We start from the raw sequence: 17030 nt of genomic DNA on the forward strand, positions 1-17030 counted from the left end.
GTGAGCACTCCCCGCACGCGCCGACGCGAAAAACTCGGCCCGGACGCAGCGGTGCGCCGCGAGATCCTGGCTGCCGCTTCAACAGTTCTGCGAGAGCAGGGAATTGGGAAGCTCAGCATCGGCGCGGTGCTGGACCGGGCCGCGCTGGGCACCCGGGCGTTCTATCGGCACTTTGAATCCAAGGACGATTTGGTGGCGGCGCTGTTTCTCGACATGGCGCGCGCCGAGGAACGGCGACTGCGACGCCGGATGGCACCTGCCGTCACCGAGGTCGACGCGGTCGCGGCGTGGATCGATGGACGACTCGACCTGGCGTTCGATGACAACATCAAATCCGACTTGCGTCGTCTGTCGATGGAAGCTCAGTCGCAGTCCTCCGCACTCATTCAGCCCGCGTACGCGGAGATGCTCAAGCCGCTCAGCGAGGCGCTGCAGCGCGGCCTGCAGAGCGGGGTGTTCCACCACGTCGACCCGATGACGGGCGCCCAGTTCATTCACGGGGTGGTCTGGGCGGGCATCAACCAACACTGGGCGACGGGCGATTTCGACCGCAACGTTCTCCGCGAACGCATGCTGCGGTTCTGCCTGCGCGGGCTGGGCGTGCGGGTCGCGGAACCGATCAAAGGAGACTAGCGATGGACCTGGGCTTTGCCGGATCGACGGCCGTGGTCACCGGCGGCAGTAAGGGTATGGGACTGGCCATCGCCGAAACCCTTGCGGCCGAAGGGGCCAGCGTGGCGGTGATGGCCCGAGGCCACCAGGCGCTCGATGCCGCCGTTTCGTCGCTGCGGCGGGCGGGCGCTCCGGATGCCGTGGGCATCAGCGTGGATATGACCGACGCCGAGTCCATCACCGCGGGCTTCGCCGCCGTCGCGCAACGTTGGGGGCAACTCAACACCCTGGTCCACACGATCGGACCGGGTGACGGCTATTTCGAGCAGATGGACGACGCACAGTGGGACGAGGCGTTCACCCTCGGCACCATGTCGGCCGTCCGGTCGATTCGCGCCGCTCTGCCGCTGCTGCGCTCCGCGGACTGGGCCCGCATCGTCACGTTGTCCGCGCATTCGATCCAGCGCCAAAACCCGCGGATCATCGCCTACACGGCATCGAAATCGGCCTTGGCCAGTGTCACCAAGAACCTATCGAAAAGCCTTGCCACGGACGGCATTCTGGTCAACTGCGTGTGTCCTGGAACAATCGTCACCGCGAGCTTCACCGAAGCGCTCAAGGACATCCTCGCCGCCGACGGCCTCGACGCCACCAATCCGGTCGACGTCATGACCTGGATCGACAACAACTTTCACCAGCCCTGCGACCTCGGCCGCGCCGGACTGCCCGAAGAGGTCGCCTCCCTTACCGCCTACCTGGCGTCGCGGCGCAACGGCTACGTCACCGGCGCGACGGTCAACGTCGATGGCGGGTCAGACTTCATCTGACTGCCCCGTCACGCTCGAGCCACACAGGGCCCCGTCAGCCTTCCAGATCGCCCTCGGTTTCCAGCAGCGCCTGACGCAACCCCTCCAGGGTTTCCGGTTGCGGATGCGCCCACATGCCACGCCCGGCCGCCTCCAGCAGCCGTTCGGCCATGCCGTGCAGCGCCCAGGGATTAGATTCCGACATGAACTTGCGGTTCTCCGGGTCCAGCACGTAGCGCTCGGTGAGCTGTTCGTACATCCAGTCGGCCATCACCCCGGCCGTCGCGTCGTAGCCGAACAGGTAGTCCACCGTCGCCGCCATCTCGAACGCGCCCTTGTATCCGTGCCGGCGCATCGCCGACATCCAGCGCGGATTGACCACACGCGCCCGGAACACGCGGGTGGTCTCCTCCGACAGCGTGCGGGTGCGGATCGCATCGGGGCGGGTGTTGTCGCCGATGTAGGCGGCGGGCGCCTGGCCGGTCAGCGCGCGCACCGTGGCCACCATGCCCCCGTGGTACTGGAAATAGTCGTCGGAGTCGGCGATGTCGTGCTCGCGGGTGTCGGTGTTCTTCGCGGCCACCGCGATGCGCCGGTACTGCCGGTTCATATCGTCGACGGCCTCGCGGCCATCCAGATCGCGGCCGTAGGCGAACCCGCCCCACGCCGTGTACACGGCGGCCAGGTCGGCGTCGTCGCGCCAGTTGCGGCTGTCGATCAGCTGCAGCAGGCCCGCACCATAGGTGCCCGGCTTGGAACCGAAAATCCTTGTGGTGGAGCGGCGTTGATCGCCGTGCTGAGCCAGGTCAGCCTGGGCGTGCGTACGAACGTAGTTGTCTTCGGCGGACTCGTCGAGCTCAGCGACCAGCCGCACCGCGTCGTCGAGCATCGTCACGACGTGCGGGAAGGCGTCCCGGAAGAAACCGGAGATGCGCACCGTCACGTCGATGCGCGGGCGGCCCAACTCGGCCAGCGGAATCGCCGCCAGATCGACGACGCGCCGCGACGCGTCATCCCACACCGGGCGGACACCGAGCAGGGCAAGGACTTCGGCGATGTCATCACCGGCGGTGCGCATGGCCGAGGTGCCCCACACCGACAGCCCGACCGATTGCGGCCACTGCCCGTGGTCGTCCCGGTAGCGGGTGAGCAACGAATCAGCCAGCGCCACACCGGCTTCCCAGGCCAGCCGGGACGGCACTGCCTTGGGGTCGACGGAATAGAAGTTGCGGCCGGTGGGCAGCACGTTGACCAGGCCGCGCAGCGGGGATCCGGACGGGCCGGCCGGGACGAACCGGCCGTCCAGGGCGCGCAGCACCTGCTCGATTTCGGCGGCGGTGCCGGCGAGCCGTGGCACCACTTCGGTGGCCGCGAAACGCAGCACCGCGGCGACGTCGGCGTCGTCGGCGATCCTTACGGCCGCATCGGCATCCCAGCCGGTCGCCTGCAACGCGGCGATGAGCTCGCGGGCCACGGCCTCGGTGTGATCGACCGTGGTCCGGTCGTCGGTGCCGTCCTCGGCCAAACCCAGGGCCTGTCGCAATCCGGGCAGGGTGTGCTCGCCGCCGAACAATTGGCGGGCCCGCAGGATCGCCAGCACCAGATCCAGTTCGGCACCCCCCGTTGGCTTTTGCCCAAGGATGTGCAGGCCGTCACGGATCTGAACATCCTTGATCTCGCACAGCCAGCCATCGACGTGCAGCAGCATGTCGTCGAACGAGTCTTCCTCGGGACGTTCGGTCAGGCCCAGATCGTGGTCCATCTTCGCGGCCCGCATCAGCGTCCAGATCTGCTGGCGGATGGCGGGCAGCTTGCCGGGGTCCAGCGCGGCGACGTTGGCGTGCTCGTCGAGCAGCTGCTCCAAACGCGCGATGTCACCGTAGGATTCGGCGCGCGCCATCGGAGGGATCAGATGGTCGACCAGAACGGCGTGCGCGCGCCTTTTGGCCTGCGTGCCCTCGCCGGGATCGTTGACCAGGAAAGGGTAGATCATCGGCAGGTCGCCCAAAGCGGCGTCGGGGCCGCAGGCCGCCGACATGCCCAGCGTCTTGCCGGGCAGCCATTCCAGGTTGCCGTGCTTGCCCAGATGCACCACCGCGTGTGACCCGAAGCCGACGTCCAGCCAGCGATACGCGGCCAGGTAATGGTGGCTGGGCGGCAGGTCCGGATCGTGATAGATGGCGACCGGGTTTTCCCCGAAGCCGCGGGGCGGCTGCACCATCAGCACCAGATTGTCTGATTGCATTGCGGCGATCACGATTTCGCCGTCGGGATCGTTGCTGCGGTCCACGAAAAGATTCCCGGGTGCCGGGCCCCAGTGCTCGGTGACGGCGTCGGTGAATTCGGTGGGCAGGGTCGCGAACCATTCGCGGTAATCCCTGGCGGAGACCCGGATGGGGTTGCCAGCCAGTTGGCCTTCGGTGAGCCAGTCGGGGTCCTGTCCGCCCCGCTCGATCAGCGCGTGGATCAGGGCGTCGCCGTCGTTGGCCTCGACGCCCGGCAGCTCACCCACCCGGTAGCCGTGCTCACGCATCGCCTGCAGCAGCGCGATGGCGCTCGCCGGCGTGTCCAACCCGACCGCGTTACCGATGCGGGCGTGCTTGGTGGGATAGGCCGAGAACACCAGGGCCACCCGCTTGTCCGGCGGGGGGATTTGGCGCAGCCGCGCGTGGCGGACCGCCAGCCCCGCGACGCGGGCGCAGCGCTCCGCGTCGGCGACGTAAGAGATCAGGCCGTCGTCGTCAATCTCCTTGAAGGAGAACGGCACCGTGATGATGCGGCCGTCGAACTCGGGCACCGCCACCTGGCTGGCCACGTCGAGCGGGCTCAGGCCGTCATCGTTCGCGCGCCATTGGGCGCGCGGGCTGGTCAGGCACAACCCCTGCAGGATCGGGATATCCAGCGCGGCAAGGTGTTCGACGTTCCAGCTGTCATCGGCACCACCGGCCGCCGCCTCCGCAGGCCTCAGTCCCCCGGCCGCGAGGACGGTGACCACCATGGCGTCGGCGTCGCCCAGCCGTTGCAGCAGTTCGGGTTCGGCGGTGCGCAGCGATGCGCAGTAGACCGGCATCGCCCGCGCGCCGGCGTCTTCGACGGCCCGGCACAGCGCCTCGACGTAGCCGGTGTTGCCGGCCAGGTGCTGCGCGCGGTAGTACAGCACCGCGATCGTCGGGCCGTCGGCATCAATGGCGTTCGGCCGCGGCAGTTCCCCCCATGTCGGGGTCACGACCGGCGGGGTGAATCCGAACCCGGTCATCAGCACGGTGTCCGAGAGAAAGGCGTGCAGCTGGCGCAGGTTGTCCACGCCGCCGTGGGCCAGGTAGATGTGGGCTTGCACAGCGATGCCGGCCGCCAGCGTGGACAGACCGGTCAACTCGGCGTCGGCGGCCTGCTCGCCGCTGACCAACACCGTGGGCACCCCACTGGCGATCACGGTGTCGATCCCGCTTTGCCATGCCCGGTAGCCGCCGAGGATCCGCACCACCACGATGGCGGCGCCGGCCAGCAGCCCGGGCAGCTCGTCGTCCGACAGCCGCGACGGGTTGGCCCACCGATAGTTCTTCCCGCTGGAACGGGCGCTGATCAGGTCCGTATCGGATGTCGACAGCAGCAGGATGGTCGGCTCAGCCACCCGTCATTCGTACCGCAACGAGGCGTACGCGCGCCTACTGGGACCGGTCAACCGCCCAGCATCGCCGCGATCCGGTCGGCGACCTGTTGCGCCATGATTCGCGCGGGGCCGTCCTTCGCCGGTTCGTAGCGGTCCGCGAGGGCGTCGTAGTTGGCGCCGGCGATCGACCCGTGATCGGCCGCCAATTCCACCACCTCCACGGGCCAGCCGATACGTTCCAGGCGGGCGGCGAAATCCCGGCTGGCGTCCACCGGCACGACGTCATCGTCGAGTCCGTGCAGCAACGAGAACGGCGAACCGACATCGGCGGCGCTCAACCCGTCGGTGAGCGGTTCACCGGAGATCGGATCGGGGACCATGAAGGCTCCGGCGAGGCACACCGTGTGCGCGGGGGCGAAGTCGAATTGCGCCGCGCGCAGCGTCACGCCCGCCGCGGCGGCGCCGCCCATCGACCACCCGACGAGCAGGATGCGCCCGGCGTCGGTGGCGAGGTTGCGGGTGAACTCCAGCGACCGCAGCAGATCTGCCCGCCCGCCGTCATCGGCATGGGAGTTCCAGTCCGGCGCCACCACCACCGCGGCGCGCCCGGCCAGCATGCCGGCCAGCGGGCCGACGGCGGCGCGGGCATCGGTTTGCGCACCATGCCACAACAAGATCGTGGACGGCGCCGGCTCGCCGAAGACATCGGCCCACCGACCGGGGGCATATTCCACCGTTCTCACGGGCACGAGGATGCCCGCACTGACGCGTGTTCAATCCTCGATCAGGCAACGCCCTTGTTGCGCAGGATCGGCAGCACGCCCTCGGCAAACCAGTAGGCCTCTTCCAGATGCGGATAGCCAGACAGGATGAATTCGTCGAAGCCCAGCGCGTGGTATTCGGCGATGAGGTCGGCGACCTCCTGGTGGCTACCGACCAGCGCGGTGCCCGCACCGCCGCGCACCAGCCCCACCCCGGCCCACAAATTCGGATAGATCTCCAGCTTGTCGAGACGGCCGCCGTGCAGCGCGGTCATGCGGCGCTGCCCCTCGGATTCCGAACGACCGTGCTGTTCAGTGGCATTCGCGATCTGCTCGGGGCTCAATTGGCTGACCAGTTCCTCGGCCACGGCCCATGCCGCCGCGGAGGTGTCGCGGCTGATGGTGTGCAACCGGATCCCGAACCGCACGCTGCGGCCGCGTTCTTCGGCCAGCGCCCGCACCTTGGCGATCTTCTCCGCGGCGGCCCGCGGCGGCTCACCCCAGGTGAGATATACGTCCACGTATTCGGCCGCGATCGCCAGTGCCGGCGCTGAGGATCCGCCGAAATAGATCTGCGGCAACGGATCCGGCGGCTCCGACACCCGCGCGTCTTCGACGTGGTAGTACTTGCCCTCGAAGTCGACGGATTCCTGCCGCCACACGGAACTGACGATGTGCAGGAATTCACCCGTGCGCGCGTAGCGCTCGTCGTGGCCGAGCCAATCACCGAAGCGGCGTTGCTCGCGGTCGTCGCTACCGCTGACGACATTGAGCAGCACCCGACCATCCGAAAAGCGCTGCAGCGTCGCGGTCTGCTGCGCGGCCAACGTCGGCGGCACCAGGCCCGGCCGGAAGGCAACCAGGAACTTCAACCGTTCCGTCTCGGCGAGCAGCGCCGATGCCGTCAACCACGCGTCCTCACACCAGGTTCCGGTGGGAGTCAGCACGCCCTCGTAACCGAGCCGGTCCGCGGCGCGCGCCACCTCGGCCAGATAGCGACGAGTCGGCTTGCGATGACTCGCCGGAACCACGTGATGCGGCGACGCATGCGAGCCGCCCACGATGGACCGGCTGTCGCCGGTGGTCGGCAGGAACCAGAAAAATTTTGCCGCCATAACTCCTCAGATCAGCTGGTGAGGCCTGGTCGCAACACCTCATTGAATCGACGGTCGACCCAGTTGGCCAACCTGGGCGACGACGCGAGCTGGCCTGCGGCCGCGAACAAATTGGCCAGCTTCTGTTCCGACGCGACCACGTCGTCACCGAGTTCGGTCGGCAACCGCAGGCTGCGCGTCGCCGCGACCGCCGCCACCTGGAGATCCAATCCTACTGCGGCGGAATAGTCTTGGGCCCATTCTTGGGGATGAGCCCTGGCCCACTGAACCGCCTTCTCGAAACGTACCAGCAGGTCGGACAGCGCGGTGTTGCGTTTCGGGTCGTCCAGCGCCTGGTCGGAGGCGACGCCCACCCAGTCGCCATTGGTGACGCCCTGCGCCTCGGCGATGCTGCGCACCGGGATCTGCTGCTCGGCCTGGGCCGTATAGGGATCCCAGATGGCCCAGGCGTCGGCCTGGTGCTGGCTGAACGCCGACAGGGCGTCGGCGGGCTGGAGGAACACGAACTTCACCTCGGCGGGTTTTAGCCCGGCCTTGTCCAGCTGGGCCAGCAGGTTGGCGTGCGACGAGCTGCCCTTGGCGACGGCGATCGCCTTCCCGTGCAGATCGGAGACCGAGGTGATAGGCGAGTCAGCATGCACCAGAACGCGATTGCCCGCCCCGCCGCCACCGTACGCGGAGACCGCCTTGATCTTCGCGTTGCTGGCGGCCCCGAAGATCGGCGGCGTGTTACCGGTGATCGCGAAGTCGATCTTGCCCGCGGTGGCCGCCTCGACTTGCGGCGGCCCGGACGTGAACGTCGAGAACGCGACGCGGTAGGGCAGGTTGTCCAGCTGCCCGGCGGCGCGAAGCAGCGCTTCGGTGCCACCCTTCTGATCCCCCACCTGCAGGGTGAGACCGGACAGCGCCGACAGGGGCACCGCCCCCGGCGGCGGCTTAGGCCCCAAACTTGCTGTGCGCGAGACACATCCACCCAACAGGAACACGACCGTCGCGGCCAGCGCGACGAAGCCCCGCGTCAAAGCCGCACACCAAGACGATTCAGCAACTCCGCGCGATGCCGCTCGGTGTGCGCACCGGGATCGCCGGGTGGGCGGCGAGGCTCCTCGATGGTCAGCGTGTGCACGACACGGCCTTCCTCGAGCACCAGCACACGATCGGCCAACGCGACCGCTTCGTCGACGTCATGGGTGATCAGCAGCACCCCGAAACCGTGCCGGCGCCACAGATCCAGCAGCAGGGTGTGCATGGTCAGCCGGGTCAGCGCGTCCAACGCGCCGAACGGTTCGTCGAGCAGCAGCAATTGCGGCTCGGCCACCAGCGCGCGCGCCAACGAAATCCGTTGCGCCTGACCACCGGACAGGGTCAGCGGCCACGCCCCCGCATGGTCGCCCAGCCCAACGTCGGCCAGCGCCCGGTCGGCGCGATCGCGGACTTGCGCCCGCGGCAGGCGGCTGCGGGTGAGGCCGTATCCGACGTTGGTCCGCACATCGCGCCACGGGAACAGGCGCGGCTCCTGGAATGCCAGCGCCGGAGCGCCGGCCACCACGCGCTGTCCGCTGTGGTCATCCGAGAGTCCGGCGAGCACCCGCAGCACAGTCGATTTGCCCGAGCCGCTGCGTCCGACCAGCGCGACGATCTCGCCGCGCTGCACCCGCACCGAAACGTCGTTGAGCACCTGCCGGTTTCCGTACCACTTGTCGACGTGCCGCAGCTCGCCGGCAATGTCGGTCCGCCCGCGGGTGGCGGTGGCCGATTCCGCGATGAGTGTCAAGCCTGGACCTTTCAGTGTCGGTACCGCAGCGTGCGGCGTTCGATGAGCCGGACGAGCGCGTCGGTCATGATGCCCAACAGCGCGTAGATGGTCAGTCCGAAGATGATGATGTCGATTCGCAGAAAGTCGCGGGCATTGTTGATCAGGAAGCCAATTCCCTTGTCGGCGTTGATCTGCTCGGCGACGATCAAGGTCAGCCACGCGATGGCCAGCGATTGGCGGAAACCGACGAGCACCTGTGGCGCCGTGCTGGGCACGATGATCCGGGTGAACCGCTGAGCGAACGAAAAGCCCAGCACCTGAGCGGTTTCCAGCATCTTGGGGTCCACCTGCCGGATCGCCGAAAACGTGTTGAGGTAGAGCGGGAAGACCACACCCAGGGCGACGAGCAACACCTTGGGCAGCTCGCCGATTCCGAACCAGAGGATGAACAGCGGAATCAGTCCCAAGTGCGGCAGTGCCCGGATCATCTGCATCGGCGGGTCCACGGTCGATTCGACCCAGCGCGACAGGCCGACCGCCGCGCCCGCCACGATCCCGATGATCCCGCCCAGCAGCAGCCCCGCTACAACGCGGACGGTGGAGATGTGCAGTGCGTCGGCGAGCTGGCCGTTGCGGGTCACCTCGACGCCGGCCTCGAGGATCAAGGAGGGGGCCGGGAGCACGTCGGCGGGAATCAGGCCGAGCGCGCTGCCCAATTGCCACAGCGCCAGCAGCGCCAGCGGCGACGCGACGCGCACGACTTCCCATTTGCGGCGCGCCCATAATCCACTCGGCCCGCCGGCTCGGGCTCCGCCCGGCTTGCTCGGCGCAGCGTCGAGCGCGGTGGCAATGCTCACTGTGCCGACGCTATGGCGCGGCCGGGGGCCGGGGTAAGGGTTTACGTCTGGCTGAAGGCAATCGAAGAACACCGGGTCCGGCGCCAGATCCAGGACCACCGCGCGGCAGGCAGGAACGTGTCGGCGGCCCGCGGCGACGTTTCCCGCCTACCGGGAAGGCAGCCACTCCTACGATGGACAGGAAGCGTCAAAAAGGCGATCGATCAGGAAGCCAAGCCCGGCGGTGCCCCCAGTGCCCCGACTGCCCCCAATGAAGCGGCTGACTACGTCCAAGTGAGCCAGCCGCCAGCGCGTGAGGCCGGCGATGAATACATCGAGCTGCGCGCCGAGATGGAGGCGTTGCCGGCGGTTGCCGCCGTCGCCGTTGCGCCGGTCGGAGACGATTTCGAATAACGCCGCCACGGGAGCGTGGCCAACGCCGGCCAGTATGGTCGTGAACTGGTGCGACTGTCCGGCGCTCATGCCCTGTAAACCAGGCCGGAACTGGTGGAAGTCATTCACCGCAAGGTGTTGTAGGGCATTCTGTGTGGTTACGATCAGTTCAAGCAGGGCGTTGGCGCGCTTCAAACGACCGACCGCTCTGTCGAAGTCCGAATGACGGGCAAACTCAAGCGCAAGGTCGAGGTCGACCAAGATCTGCGACACCCACAGTTCAGAGGCTTGGTGGATGATCAGAAAGTACCTCTCGTCGGCCCAAACAGACCGGTCGCCGTCCCCAAACGAAGGCTGTACCGCGCCGAGCAACTCGTCGAGGTGCAGGTAATCCGCGTAGCGTAGCTTGGCCTCGGGCTGTCCCTCGGCCTCGATGTCGTCCGCCTGGTCTTGCAGATGCCTGAACGGACAAACAGCGGGAGTTACTTCCACCGAGCTGGCACGTTGGTCCAACTCCTGGGGCAACAGGCTTGGAGCTGTGTCTGCCGGCCACAGGCTGTGTTGCTCTTCGTCGTTGGTCAAGACGAAAACGCTGCCATTGTCGTCGAACGGTTTGATACTCACCAGTCCTCCAAAGCCTCGATTTGGCATGGGTCGAACAGTTTGGTGCACTAGCTATTTCTGACCCGGGGCCCTAGGGCTTGGCCCCGCAACCGTCCCGACCGATTGCATGATCCAGAGCGTTGTGGGTTTCAATCCTGTTGTCCGGCTTATGAAGCCCGGTAGCGTAGTCGAGACGCATACATAGAGTGGTGGGCGGCAGCAAACTGCGAGCAAACAGAGTGGCGGCTCCGGCAGCCACAGGAAAATTACGCGATCGAAAATGGGTGGCTTCGAGCACGGATTGCATTCTGCAACAGCGTTTTTCGTCGAAACCGCTAGGCTTCGGCCCTTACGCGGGAATGCGGCCTCGCGAGACGGCCATGAGGGTCGTGACGCCGCGCTTCGCGAACATCCGGCAGAGCTATCCCGCCATCAGCCGCACCGAGACGAGCAACCGATCGTCGATCCTTCGCCGAAGCGTAACGGCTGCGACCTACATGGTGCCGGCGCCCATGCACCAGGGTGCCGATCGTTACCGCGCCCCGTGTACCCCCACCGAGGAGGTCCTGGCCAGCATCTACGCCGAGGTGCTTGCTCAGCCGGTAGTTCCGAAATCGGTTCGATGAATCATGCGCTTGCGGGCTTTTCCGGCGTGCGTCGGACCTCAAAAAAATGGCTCCGGCGCTGGCGTCAGATTCAGTCCTGGTGTTCCGGAGATCTGCGGACCCGTACCGTTGACCGGTGGCCAGAACCAGTGCCGAAGACGCGTGTCCGGGTGCACTGCAGGTGCATCAGGCGGCCGACGGCCCGCTGGTTCGAATCCGGCTACCCGGCGGCATGATCACGGCCGCCCAGTTGGCCGCGTTGGGCGCCGTCAGTAGCCAGTCAGGGTCGGGAACGCTGGAGCTGACCTCCCGCGGCAACGTGCAATTGCGCGGAATCACTGACGTGACGGCGGCTGCCGAGGCGATCGCCGACGCCGGGCTGTTGCCATCGACGACGCATGAGCGGGTCCGCAACATCGTCGCCTCGCCGCTGTCGGGCCGGACCGGCGGAAAACCGGACCTGCGCCCATGGGTCGGTGAGCTCGACGCCGCGCTCTGCGCCGAGCCCAGGCTCGCCGAGCTAGGCGGCCGGTTCTGGTTCAGCCTGGATGACGGGCGCGCCGACGTCTCGGGGCTGCGCGCCGATATCGGGGTGCACGCGTTCCCCGACGGCTATGCGCTGGTGCTCGCCGGACGCGACACCGGGGTCCGGCTGGCGGCCGGCGAGGTGGTCGAGAAGCTGATCACCCTCGCGATGCGGTTCGTCGACATCCGCGGAAAGGCTTGGCGCGTGCAGGAATTGGATGACGTGCGGCGGATGCTACCCGGCGCCGAACCGGGCGCCACCTCCTTTCCGGCCGTCACCAAGGCGCCGGTCGGCTGGATCGGCCAGGACGACGGGCGGGTGACGCTGGGCGCCGCGGTGCCGCTGGGTGTGCTGCCGGCACGCGTCGCGGAGTACCTGGCCGCGATCGAGGCGCCGCTGGTGATCACGCCGTGGCGCTCGGTGCTGGTGTGTGATCTCAGCGAAGAGGTGGCCGACACCGCGCTGCGGGTGCTGGCGCCCCTGGGCCTGGTGTTCGACGAGCACTCCCCCTGGCTGACCGTCAGCGCCTGCACCGGCACCCCCGGCTGCGCGCGCTCGGCCGCCGACGTGCGGGCCGATGCCGGGCGATCGCTGGACGCCGACTCGACGGTGCACCGGCACTTCGTCGGCTGCGACCGGGCGTGCGGCAGTCCCCTCGCCGGTGAGGTGCTGGTGGCTACACCGGACGGATACCGGCGGCTGTAGCCGGGTGCGGCGGGTCGCCCCGCGTGTGAGCCTTAAGGTGGGCGGGTGCTCGACTACATCCGCGACGCGGCGGAGATCTATCGCCAGTCGTTCGCGACTATTCGCGCCGAAGCCGACCTGGCGCGATTCCCCGCCGACGTGGCGCAGGTGGTGGTCCGGTTGATCCACACCTGCGGCCAGGTCGACGTCGCCGAGCACGTCGCCTTCACCGACGACGTCGTCGACCGCGTCGGCTCGGCCCTGCGCGGCGGCGCTCCCGTGCTGTGCGATTCGTCGATGGTGGCCACCGGGATCACCGCCGCACGGCTGCCGGCCGACAACCAGGTGGTGTCCCTGGTGGCCGATCCGCGGGCGACCGAGCTGGCCGCACGCCGGCAGACCACACGCTCGGCGGCCGGAGTCGAGCTGTGGGCGGACCGGGTGCCCGGCGCGGTGCTGGCGATCGGCAACGCCCCGACCGCACTGTTCCGGCTGCTCGAACTGATCGACGACGGGCTCGCCCCGCCGGCCGGGGTACTGGGCGGGCCGGTGGGTTTCGTCGGGTCGGCGCAGTCCAAACAGGAGCTCATCGACAACCCGCGCGGAACGTCGTATCTGGTGGTGCGGGGCCGTCGTGGCGGCAGTGCCATGGCCGCCGCCGCCGTCAACGCGATCGCGAGCGACCGCGAATGACCAACCGGGGCATCCTGTGGGGCGTCGGTTTGGGGCCCGGTGACCCGGAATTGGTGACCGTCAAAGCCGCCCGGGTGATCGGCGAGGCCGACGTGGTCGCCTATCACAGCGCCCGGCACGGCCGCAGCATCGCGCGCGGTATCGCCGAACCCTATCTGCGGCCCGGTCAGATCGAAGAGCACCTGGTCTACCCCGTCACCACCGAGACGACCGACCATCCCGGCGGCTATGCCGGTGCGATCGAGGACTTCTACGTCGAGGCCACCGAGCGCATCGCGGCGCACCTCGACGCCGGTCGCAATGTGGCCCTGCTCGCCGAAGGCGATCCGCTGTTCTACAGCTCGTACATGCACCTGCACACCCGGCTGACCGAGCGGTTCGACGCCGTCATCGTGCCCGGCGTGACGTCGGTGAGCGCGGCCTCGGCGGCCATCGCGACACCGTTGGTGGCCGGCGACGAGGTGTTGTCGGTGCTGCCAGGCACCTTGCCGGTCGAAGAGCTGACCCGCCGGCTCGTCGACGCCGACGCCGCCGTCGTGCTCAAACTCGGACGTTCGTATCACGCTGTGCGGGAAGCGCTTTCGGCATCAGGACAGCTTGACGACGCGTTCTACGTGGAGCGGGCCAGCACCCCCACGCAACGCATACTGCCCGCCGCCGACGTCGACGCGGCCGGCGTCCCGTACTTCTCGCTGGCCATCCTGCCGGGCGGGCAGCGCGGCCGGCGCACGCCCACCGCCGGCAGCGTCACGGTGGTGGGCCTGGGTCCCGGCGACATGGACTGGATGACGCCGCAGACCCGGCGCGAGCTGGCCGCGGCGACCGACCTGATCGGCTACGGCGGCTACCTGGACCGCGTCCAGGCTCGCGACGGCCAGCAGCGTCACCCCAGCGACAACCGCGACGAGCCCGAGCGGGCCCGGCTGGCCTGCGCGCTGGCCGAGCAGGGCCGCGCCGTGGCGGTGGTGTCCTCGGGTGACCCGGGTGTGTTCGCGATGGCGACCGCGGTGCTGGAAGAGGCCAAAGAATGGCCGGGAGTGCAGGTCCGGGTGATTCCGGCGATGACCGCCGCCCAGGCGGTGGCCAGCCGGGTCGGCGCGCCGCTGGGGCACGACTATGCGGTGATCTCGCTGTCCGACCGCCTTAAGCCGTGGGAGGTGATCTCCAGGCGGCTGCAGGCCGCCGCGTCCGCCGACCTGGTGCTGGCCATCTACAACCCGGCCTCCACGACGCGGACCTGGCAGGTCGGCGCGATGCGCGACATCCTGCTGGCCCATCGCGAACCCGGCACCCCGGTGGTGATCGGCCGCAACGTCTCCGGCGCCGACGAAGACGTCCGTGTTGTCAGGCTGGCCGATCTCAATCCCGGCGAGATCGACATGCGGTGCCTGCTGATCGTCGGGTCGTCGCAAACCCAGTGGTACTCACACGATTCCACCGACCGCGTCTTCACGCCGCGACGCTACCAGGGCTAGTCGCGGTCCCAGGTGCTCGGCATCATCGGCACGGTGGGGCCGTCGCTCAACCCGTCACGGGTCAACGTCGACAACCCGGCGGCCTGCGCGGCGTCGGATTTTGCTGCGGCACCGGCGAATCCGAGCGGTCCCGCTTTGCCCTCGGAAGGGCTTGCGGCGTAAGGATCTTCGGTGTCTCCGGTTGCATCCGCACCCTCGTCCATGTCCATGAATTCGTAGCGGTACGCGCGCTCGGTGGCGGTGCCGCCGCGGCGCCGGCGGGCCCGGGCCTTCTTCTTGGCCGCCGCGGCCGCGGCGGCGGTCTCGGGCGCGTCGACGTCGTCGGACGAGGGTTCCTCCGACTTGCGCCGTGACCGGCTGCTCGCGCTGCCGCGCGCCGACAGTCCCGAAAGCCCAACCGCATACAGGGCATTGGACACGTTCGCTCCGATTCCGTCGGTCGCGGTCGGGCCGAAACCGACGCCCGGTCCCCCACCGACCGGTCCGCCGCCGGCCGAGCCGGCGACCGTCGTCGCGGGGGCGGTGGACGGTGTCGGCACGTGGCTCACACTGGCTGGTGTGCTGGCGATAATCGGCGCCGGAGCGGCCACCGGCGCGGGCGCCGCCGCGACGGCCGGCAACGGCGCCGGCGTCGAAAGCGGGACCGCGACGCTGATCGCTGTGACCGCGGCCGCCGCCCCGCCCGCCGCGGCAGCGCCGATCGCGGCCACGACAACCGGAGCGAGCACTACCGCCATCTGGATCGCGGCCTGCATGAAGGGCCAGAAGATCATCAGGGTGTGGAAGATGGCCCAGCCGAGCGCGCTCGACAGGGCCGGTGAGAAGCCCAACTGGCTGAAGAACGAGGCGAGCCCATTGACGAACGGCACCGGCGGGAAGGGCCACCCACCGGGGTTGAGGTCCTTGGACACCGGCCAGGCGAAATTCTGGGTGTACTGCTGCAGCCACTGAGTGAGCTGGTCCTGCCAGGACGGATAGGTCTGCGTCGCCGTCGTGGCCTGCTGCTGGACACTCGAGGTATGCGCGTTGTCCAGGTTGGAGGCGGAATCCGACGCCGGCGCCACCGCCGCCGCCTGTACCGCCGCGACGCCAGCGGTGCCCGCCTCCGCACCCGGCACGACGATCGTCGGCGCGGGCGTCGTTGCCGGGACCGCCGCCAGGGCGGATGCGCTGACGGCCTGGTAGGTGGTCATCGTCGTGGCGGCCTGCACCCACATGCGCGCGTAATCGGCCTCGTTGACGGCGATGGGAATGGTGTTGATCCCGAAGAAGTTCGTGGCGACCAGCGCCCCGTGCACCGCGTGATTGGCCGCGAGTTCACCGAGCGTCGGCATCGCGGCCAGGGCCGCGGTGTAGGCGGTGGCCGCGGTCTCGTGCAGGCTCGCCGCCGCCGTGCTCTTGGCCGCGCTCTCCAGCAGCCAGGCCTGGTAAGGGGCGTGTGCGGCCACGTACTGGTCCGCGCTGGGTCCGTCCCACGAACCCGCCTGCGCGGCGCCCAACACTCCGCTGAGCTCGGCTGCCGCGGTCGCATAGTCGGTGCTCAGCGACGACCATGCCGTCGCGGCGGCCAATAGCGGCGCGGGGCCGGGGCCGCTGCTGAGCAACGTCGAGTGCACTTCGGGCGGAAAAGCGATCCAGATCGGGGCGGTCATCGTCGGGGGCCTTCAGGCAAGAGCACGAATACCTCTTCGGTGAATCTTGGGAGGGGCGGGGCGATGCGTTCGACCAGAGGTCGGTTGTCCGCGCGAATAAGTTCCCGGCGATTTCGTTCTGGAGCTAAATTGCGCGAGTCTTTGCGCGCGGCCGGGCCATGCGCAACGATGCAGGGATGCGGTGTGAGATTGCGCGCGAAGCGCTGTCGGCTCGACTGGACGGCGAGCGCCCCCAGGTGCTCGCGCAGCAAGTCGACGCCCATCTCGAATCCTGCCGCAGCTGCCGCTCCTGGCTGATCGGGGCGGCGGTGCAGACGCGCCGGCTGGCCTCGGTGACTCCCGGCGACGGACCCGATCTGGTCGAGAAGATCATGGCCAGCATCGGCGAGCAGCCCACCGGCCACCGGGCCCGGATGCGCTGGTTGCGGTCGCACTACCGGCGGTGGGGCCTGATCGCCGTCGGCCTGTTCCAGGTGGCGATCGCCGCCGCCCAAATCAGCGGAGTCGATTTCGGCATGGTGTCCGGTCACATGCACGGCGCGATGTCCGGCGAGCACCTGATGCACGAGTCGACGGCCTGGTTGCTGGCGCTGGGTCTGGCCATGATCGCCGCCGGCGTCTGGCCCGCCTCCGCTTCCGGGGTGGCCGCGATCACCGGTGTCTATTCCGTTGCGCTAATGGGTTATGTCATCGTCGACGCCTTCAACGGCGACGTCACCGCGACCCGCATCGCCAGCCACATGCCCCTGTTGTTGGGCCTGGCGTTCGCATTGCTGGTGACGCGGGAACGGGTGGGCTCGCGCCGACGGCGTGGTTCCGGTGCCTCGGACGACGCCGGCTTCCCCGCTTGGGCGGCGAACTCACCCAGTGGCCGGCGGCGCGGACACCTGCGGCCCATCAATC

General features: G+C 68.6%; 13 protein-coding genes and 2 pseudogenes. 6 read left to right on the top strand and 9 right to left on the bottom strand.

What is annotated here, in order from left to right:
- Both B8W69_RS22025 and B8W69_RS22030 read left to right on the top strand, forming a co-directional pair.
- Positions 1–633, top strand: coding sequence for a TetR/AcrR family transcriptional regulator (locus B8W69_RS22025; protein ID WP_085291888.1), 633 nt, complete (start codon positions 1–3; stop codon positions 631–633).
- Between the two features lie 2 nt (positions 634–635).
- Positions 636–1439, top strand: a complete 804-nt coding sequence (locus B8W69_RS22030) for an SDR family NAD(P)-dependent oxidoreductase (RefSeq protein ID WP_085291889.1) — start codon at positions 636–638, stop codon at positions 1437–1439.
- A 34-nt stretch (positions 1440–1473) separates the two neighbouring features.
- On the opposite strand, the gene cobN is transcribed toward B8W69_RS22030, so the two are convergent.
- From cobN to B8W69_RS31540, 8 genes and pseudogenes are all read right to left on the bottom strand, one after another.
- On the bottom strand, positions 1474–5049 hold the full coding sequence (cobN, locus tag B8W69_RS22035) for a cobaltochelatase subunit CobN (protein ID WP_085291890.1): 3576 nt from the start codon (positions 5047–5049) through the stop codon (positions 1474–1476).
- 47 nt (positions 5050–5096) lie between these two features.
- Positions 5097–5771 (bottom strand): alpha/beta hydrolase, encoded by a 675-nt coding sequence (locus B8W69_RS22040; RefSeq protein WP_085291891.1) that lies wholly within the window; start codon positions 5769–5771, stop codon positions 5097–5099.
- Positions 5772–5812: 41 nt separating this feature from the next.
- Complete coding sequence (locus B8W69_RS22045; RefSeq protein WP_085291892.1) at positions 5813–6904, bottom strand: LLM class flavin-dependent oxidoreductase; 1092 nt, start codon at positions 6902–6904, stop codon at positions 5813–5815.
- Positions 6905–6915: 11 nt separating this feature from the next.
- On the bottom strand, positions 6916–7926 hold the full coding sequence (locus B8W69_RS22050) for an ABC transporter substrate-binding protein (RefSeq protein ID WP_085291893.1): 1011 nt from the start codon (positions 7924–7926) through the stop codon (positions 6916–6918).
- On the bottom strand, positions 7923–8678 hold the full coding sequence (locus B8W69_RS22055; protein ID WP_085291894.1) for an ABC transporter ATP-binding protein: 756 nt from the start codon (positions 8676–8678) through the stop codon (positions 7923–7925). Before B8W69_RS22055 ends, B8W69_RS22050 begins: the two co-directional genes overlap by 4 nt.
- 11 nt (positions 8679–8689) lie before the next feature.
- Complete coding sequence (locus B8W69_RS22060; protein WP_085291895.1) at positions 8690–9517, bottom strand: ABC transporter permease; 828 nt, start codon at positions 9515–9517, stop codon at positions 8690–8692.
- Between the two features lie 168 nt (positions 9518–9685).
- Entirely contained in the window at positions 9686–10381 is a 696-nt protein-coding gene (locus tag B8W69_RS30720) for a tryptophan 2,3-dioxygenase family protein (protein ID WP_245843335.1), read from the bottom strand.
- A gap of 51 nt (positions 10382–10432) precedes the next feature.
- Positions 10433–10513 (bottom strand): annotated as a pseudogene (locus B8W69_RS31540) (MbtH family NRPS accessory protein); the annotation flags it as partial.
- Between the two features lie 720 nt (positions 10514–11233).
- Here B8W69_RS31540 and cobG point away from each other — a divergent pair.
- From cobG to B8W69_RS22085, 3 genes are read left to right on the top strand one after another with little or no spacing between them, the layout of a single operon-like run.
- Positions 11234–12328 (top strand): precorrin-3B synthase, encoded by a 1095-nt coding sequence (gene cobG, locus B8W69_RS22075; RefSeq protein ID WP_085291898.1) that lies wholly within the window; start codon positions 11234–11236, stop codon positions 12326–12328.
- A 45-nt stretch (positions 12329–12373) separates the two neighbouring features.
- Positions 12374–13000: a precorrin-8X methylmutase gene (locus B8W69_RS22080; protein WP_085291899.1), complete on the top strand. Its 627-nt coding sequence runs from the start codon at positions 12374–12376 to the stop codon at positions 12998–13000.
- On the top strand, positions 12997–14475 hold the full coding sequence (locus B8W69_RS22085; protein WP_085291900.1) for a precorrin-2 C(20)-methyltransferase: 1479 nt from the start codon (positions 12997–12999) through the stop codon (positions 14473–14475). The genes B8W69_RS22080 and B8W69_RS22085 overlap by 4 nt, the downstream gene beginning before the upstream one ends.
- On the opposite strand, the gene B8W69_RS22090 is transcribed toward B8W69_RS22085, so the two are convergent.
- The gene (locus B8W69_RS22090) at positions 14472–16127 is read right to left on the bottom strand and encodes a PPE domain-containing protein (RefSeq protein WP_085291901.1); all 1656 of its coding nucleotides are present in this window, start codon (positions 16125–16127) and stop codon (positions 14472–14474) included. The two genes, B8W69_RS22085 and B8W69_RS22090, sit on opposite strands and share 4 nt — an antisense overlap.
- A gap of 176 nt (positions 16128–16303) precedes the next feature.
- Here B8W69_RS22090 and B8W69_RS31545 point away from each other — a divergent pair.
- Positions 16304–16996 (top strand): annotated as a pseudogene (locus B8W69_RS31545) (DUF2275 domain-containing protein); the annotation flags it as partial.
- Positions 16997–17030 lie beyond the last annotated feature (34 nt).

It is taken from the genome of Mycolicibacterium vulneris, from assembly GCF_002104765.1.
Taxonomy (GTDB): domain Bacteria; phylum Actinomycetota; class Actinomycetes; order Mycobacteriales; family Mycobacteriaceae; genus Mycobacterium; species Mycobacterium vulneris.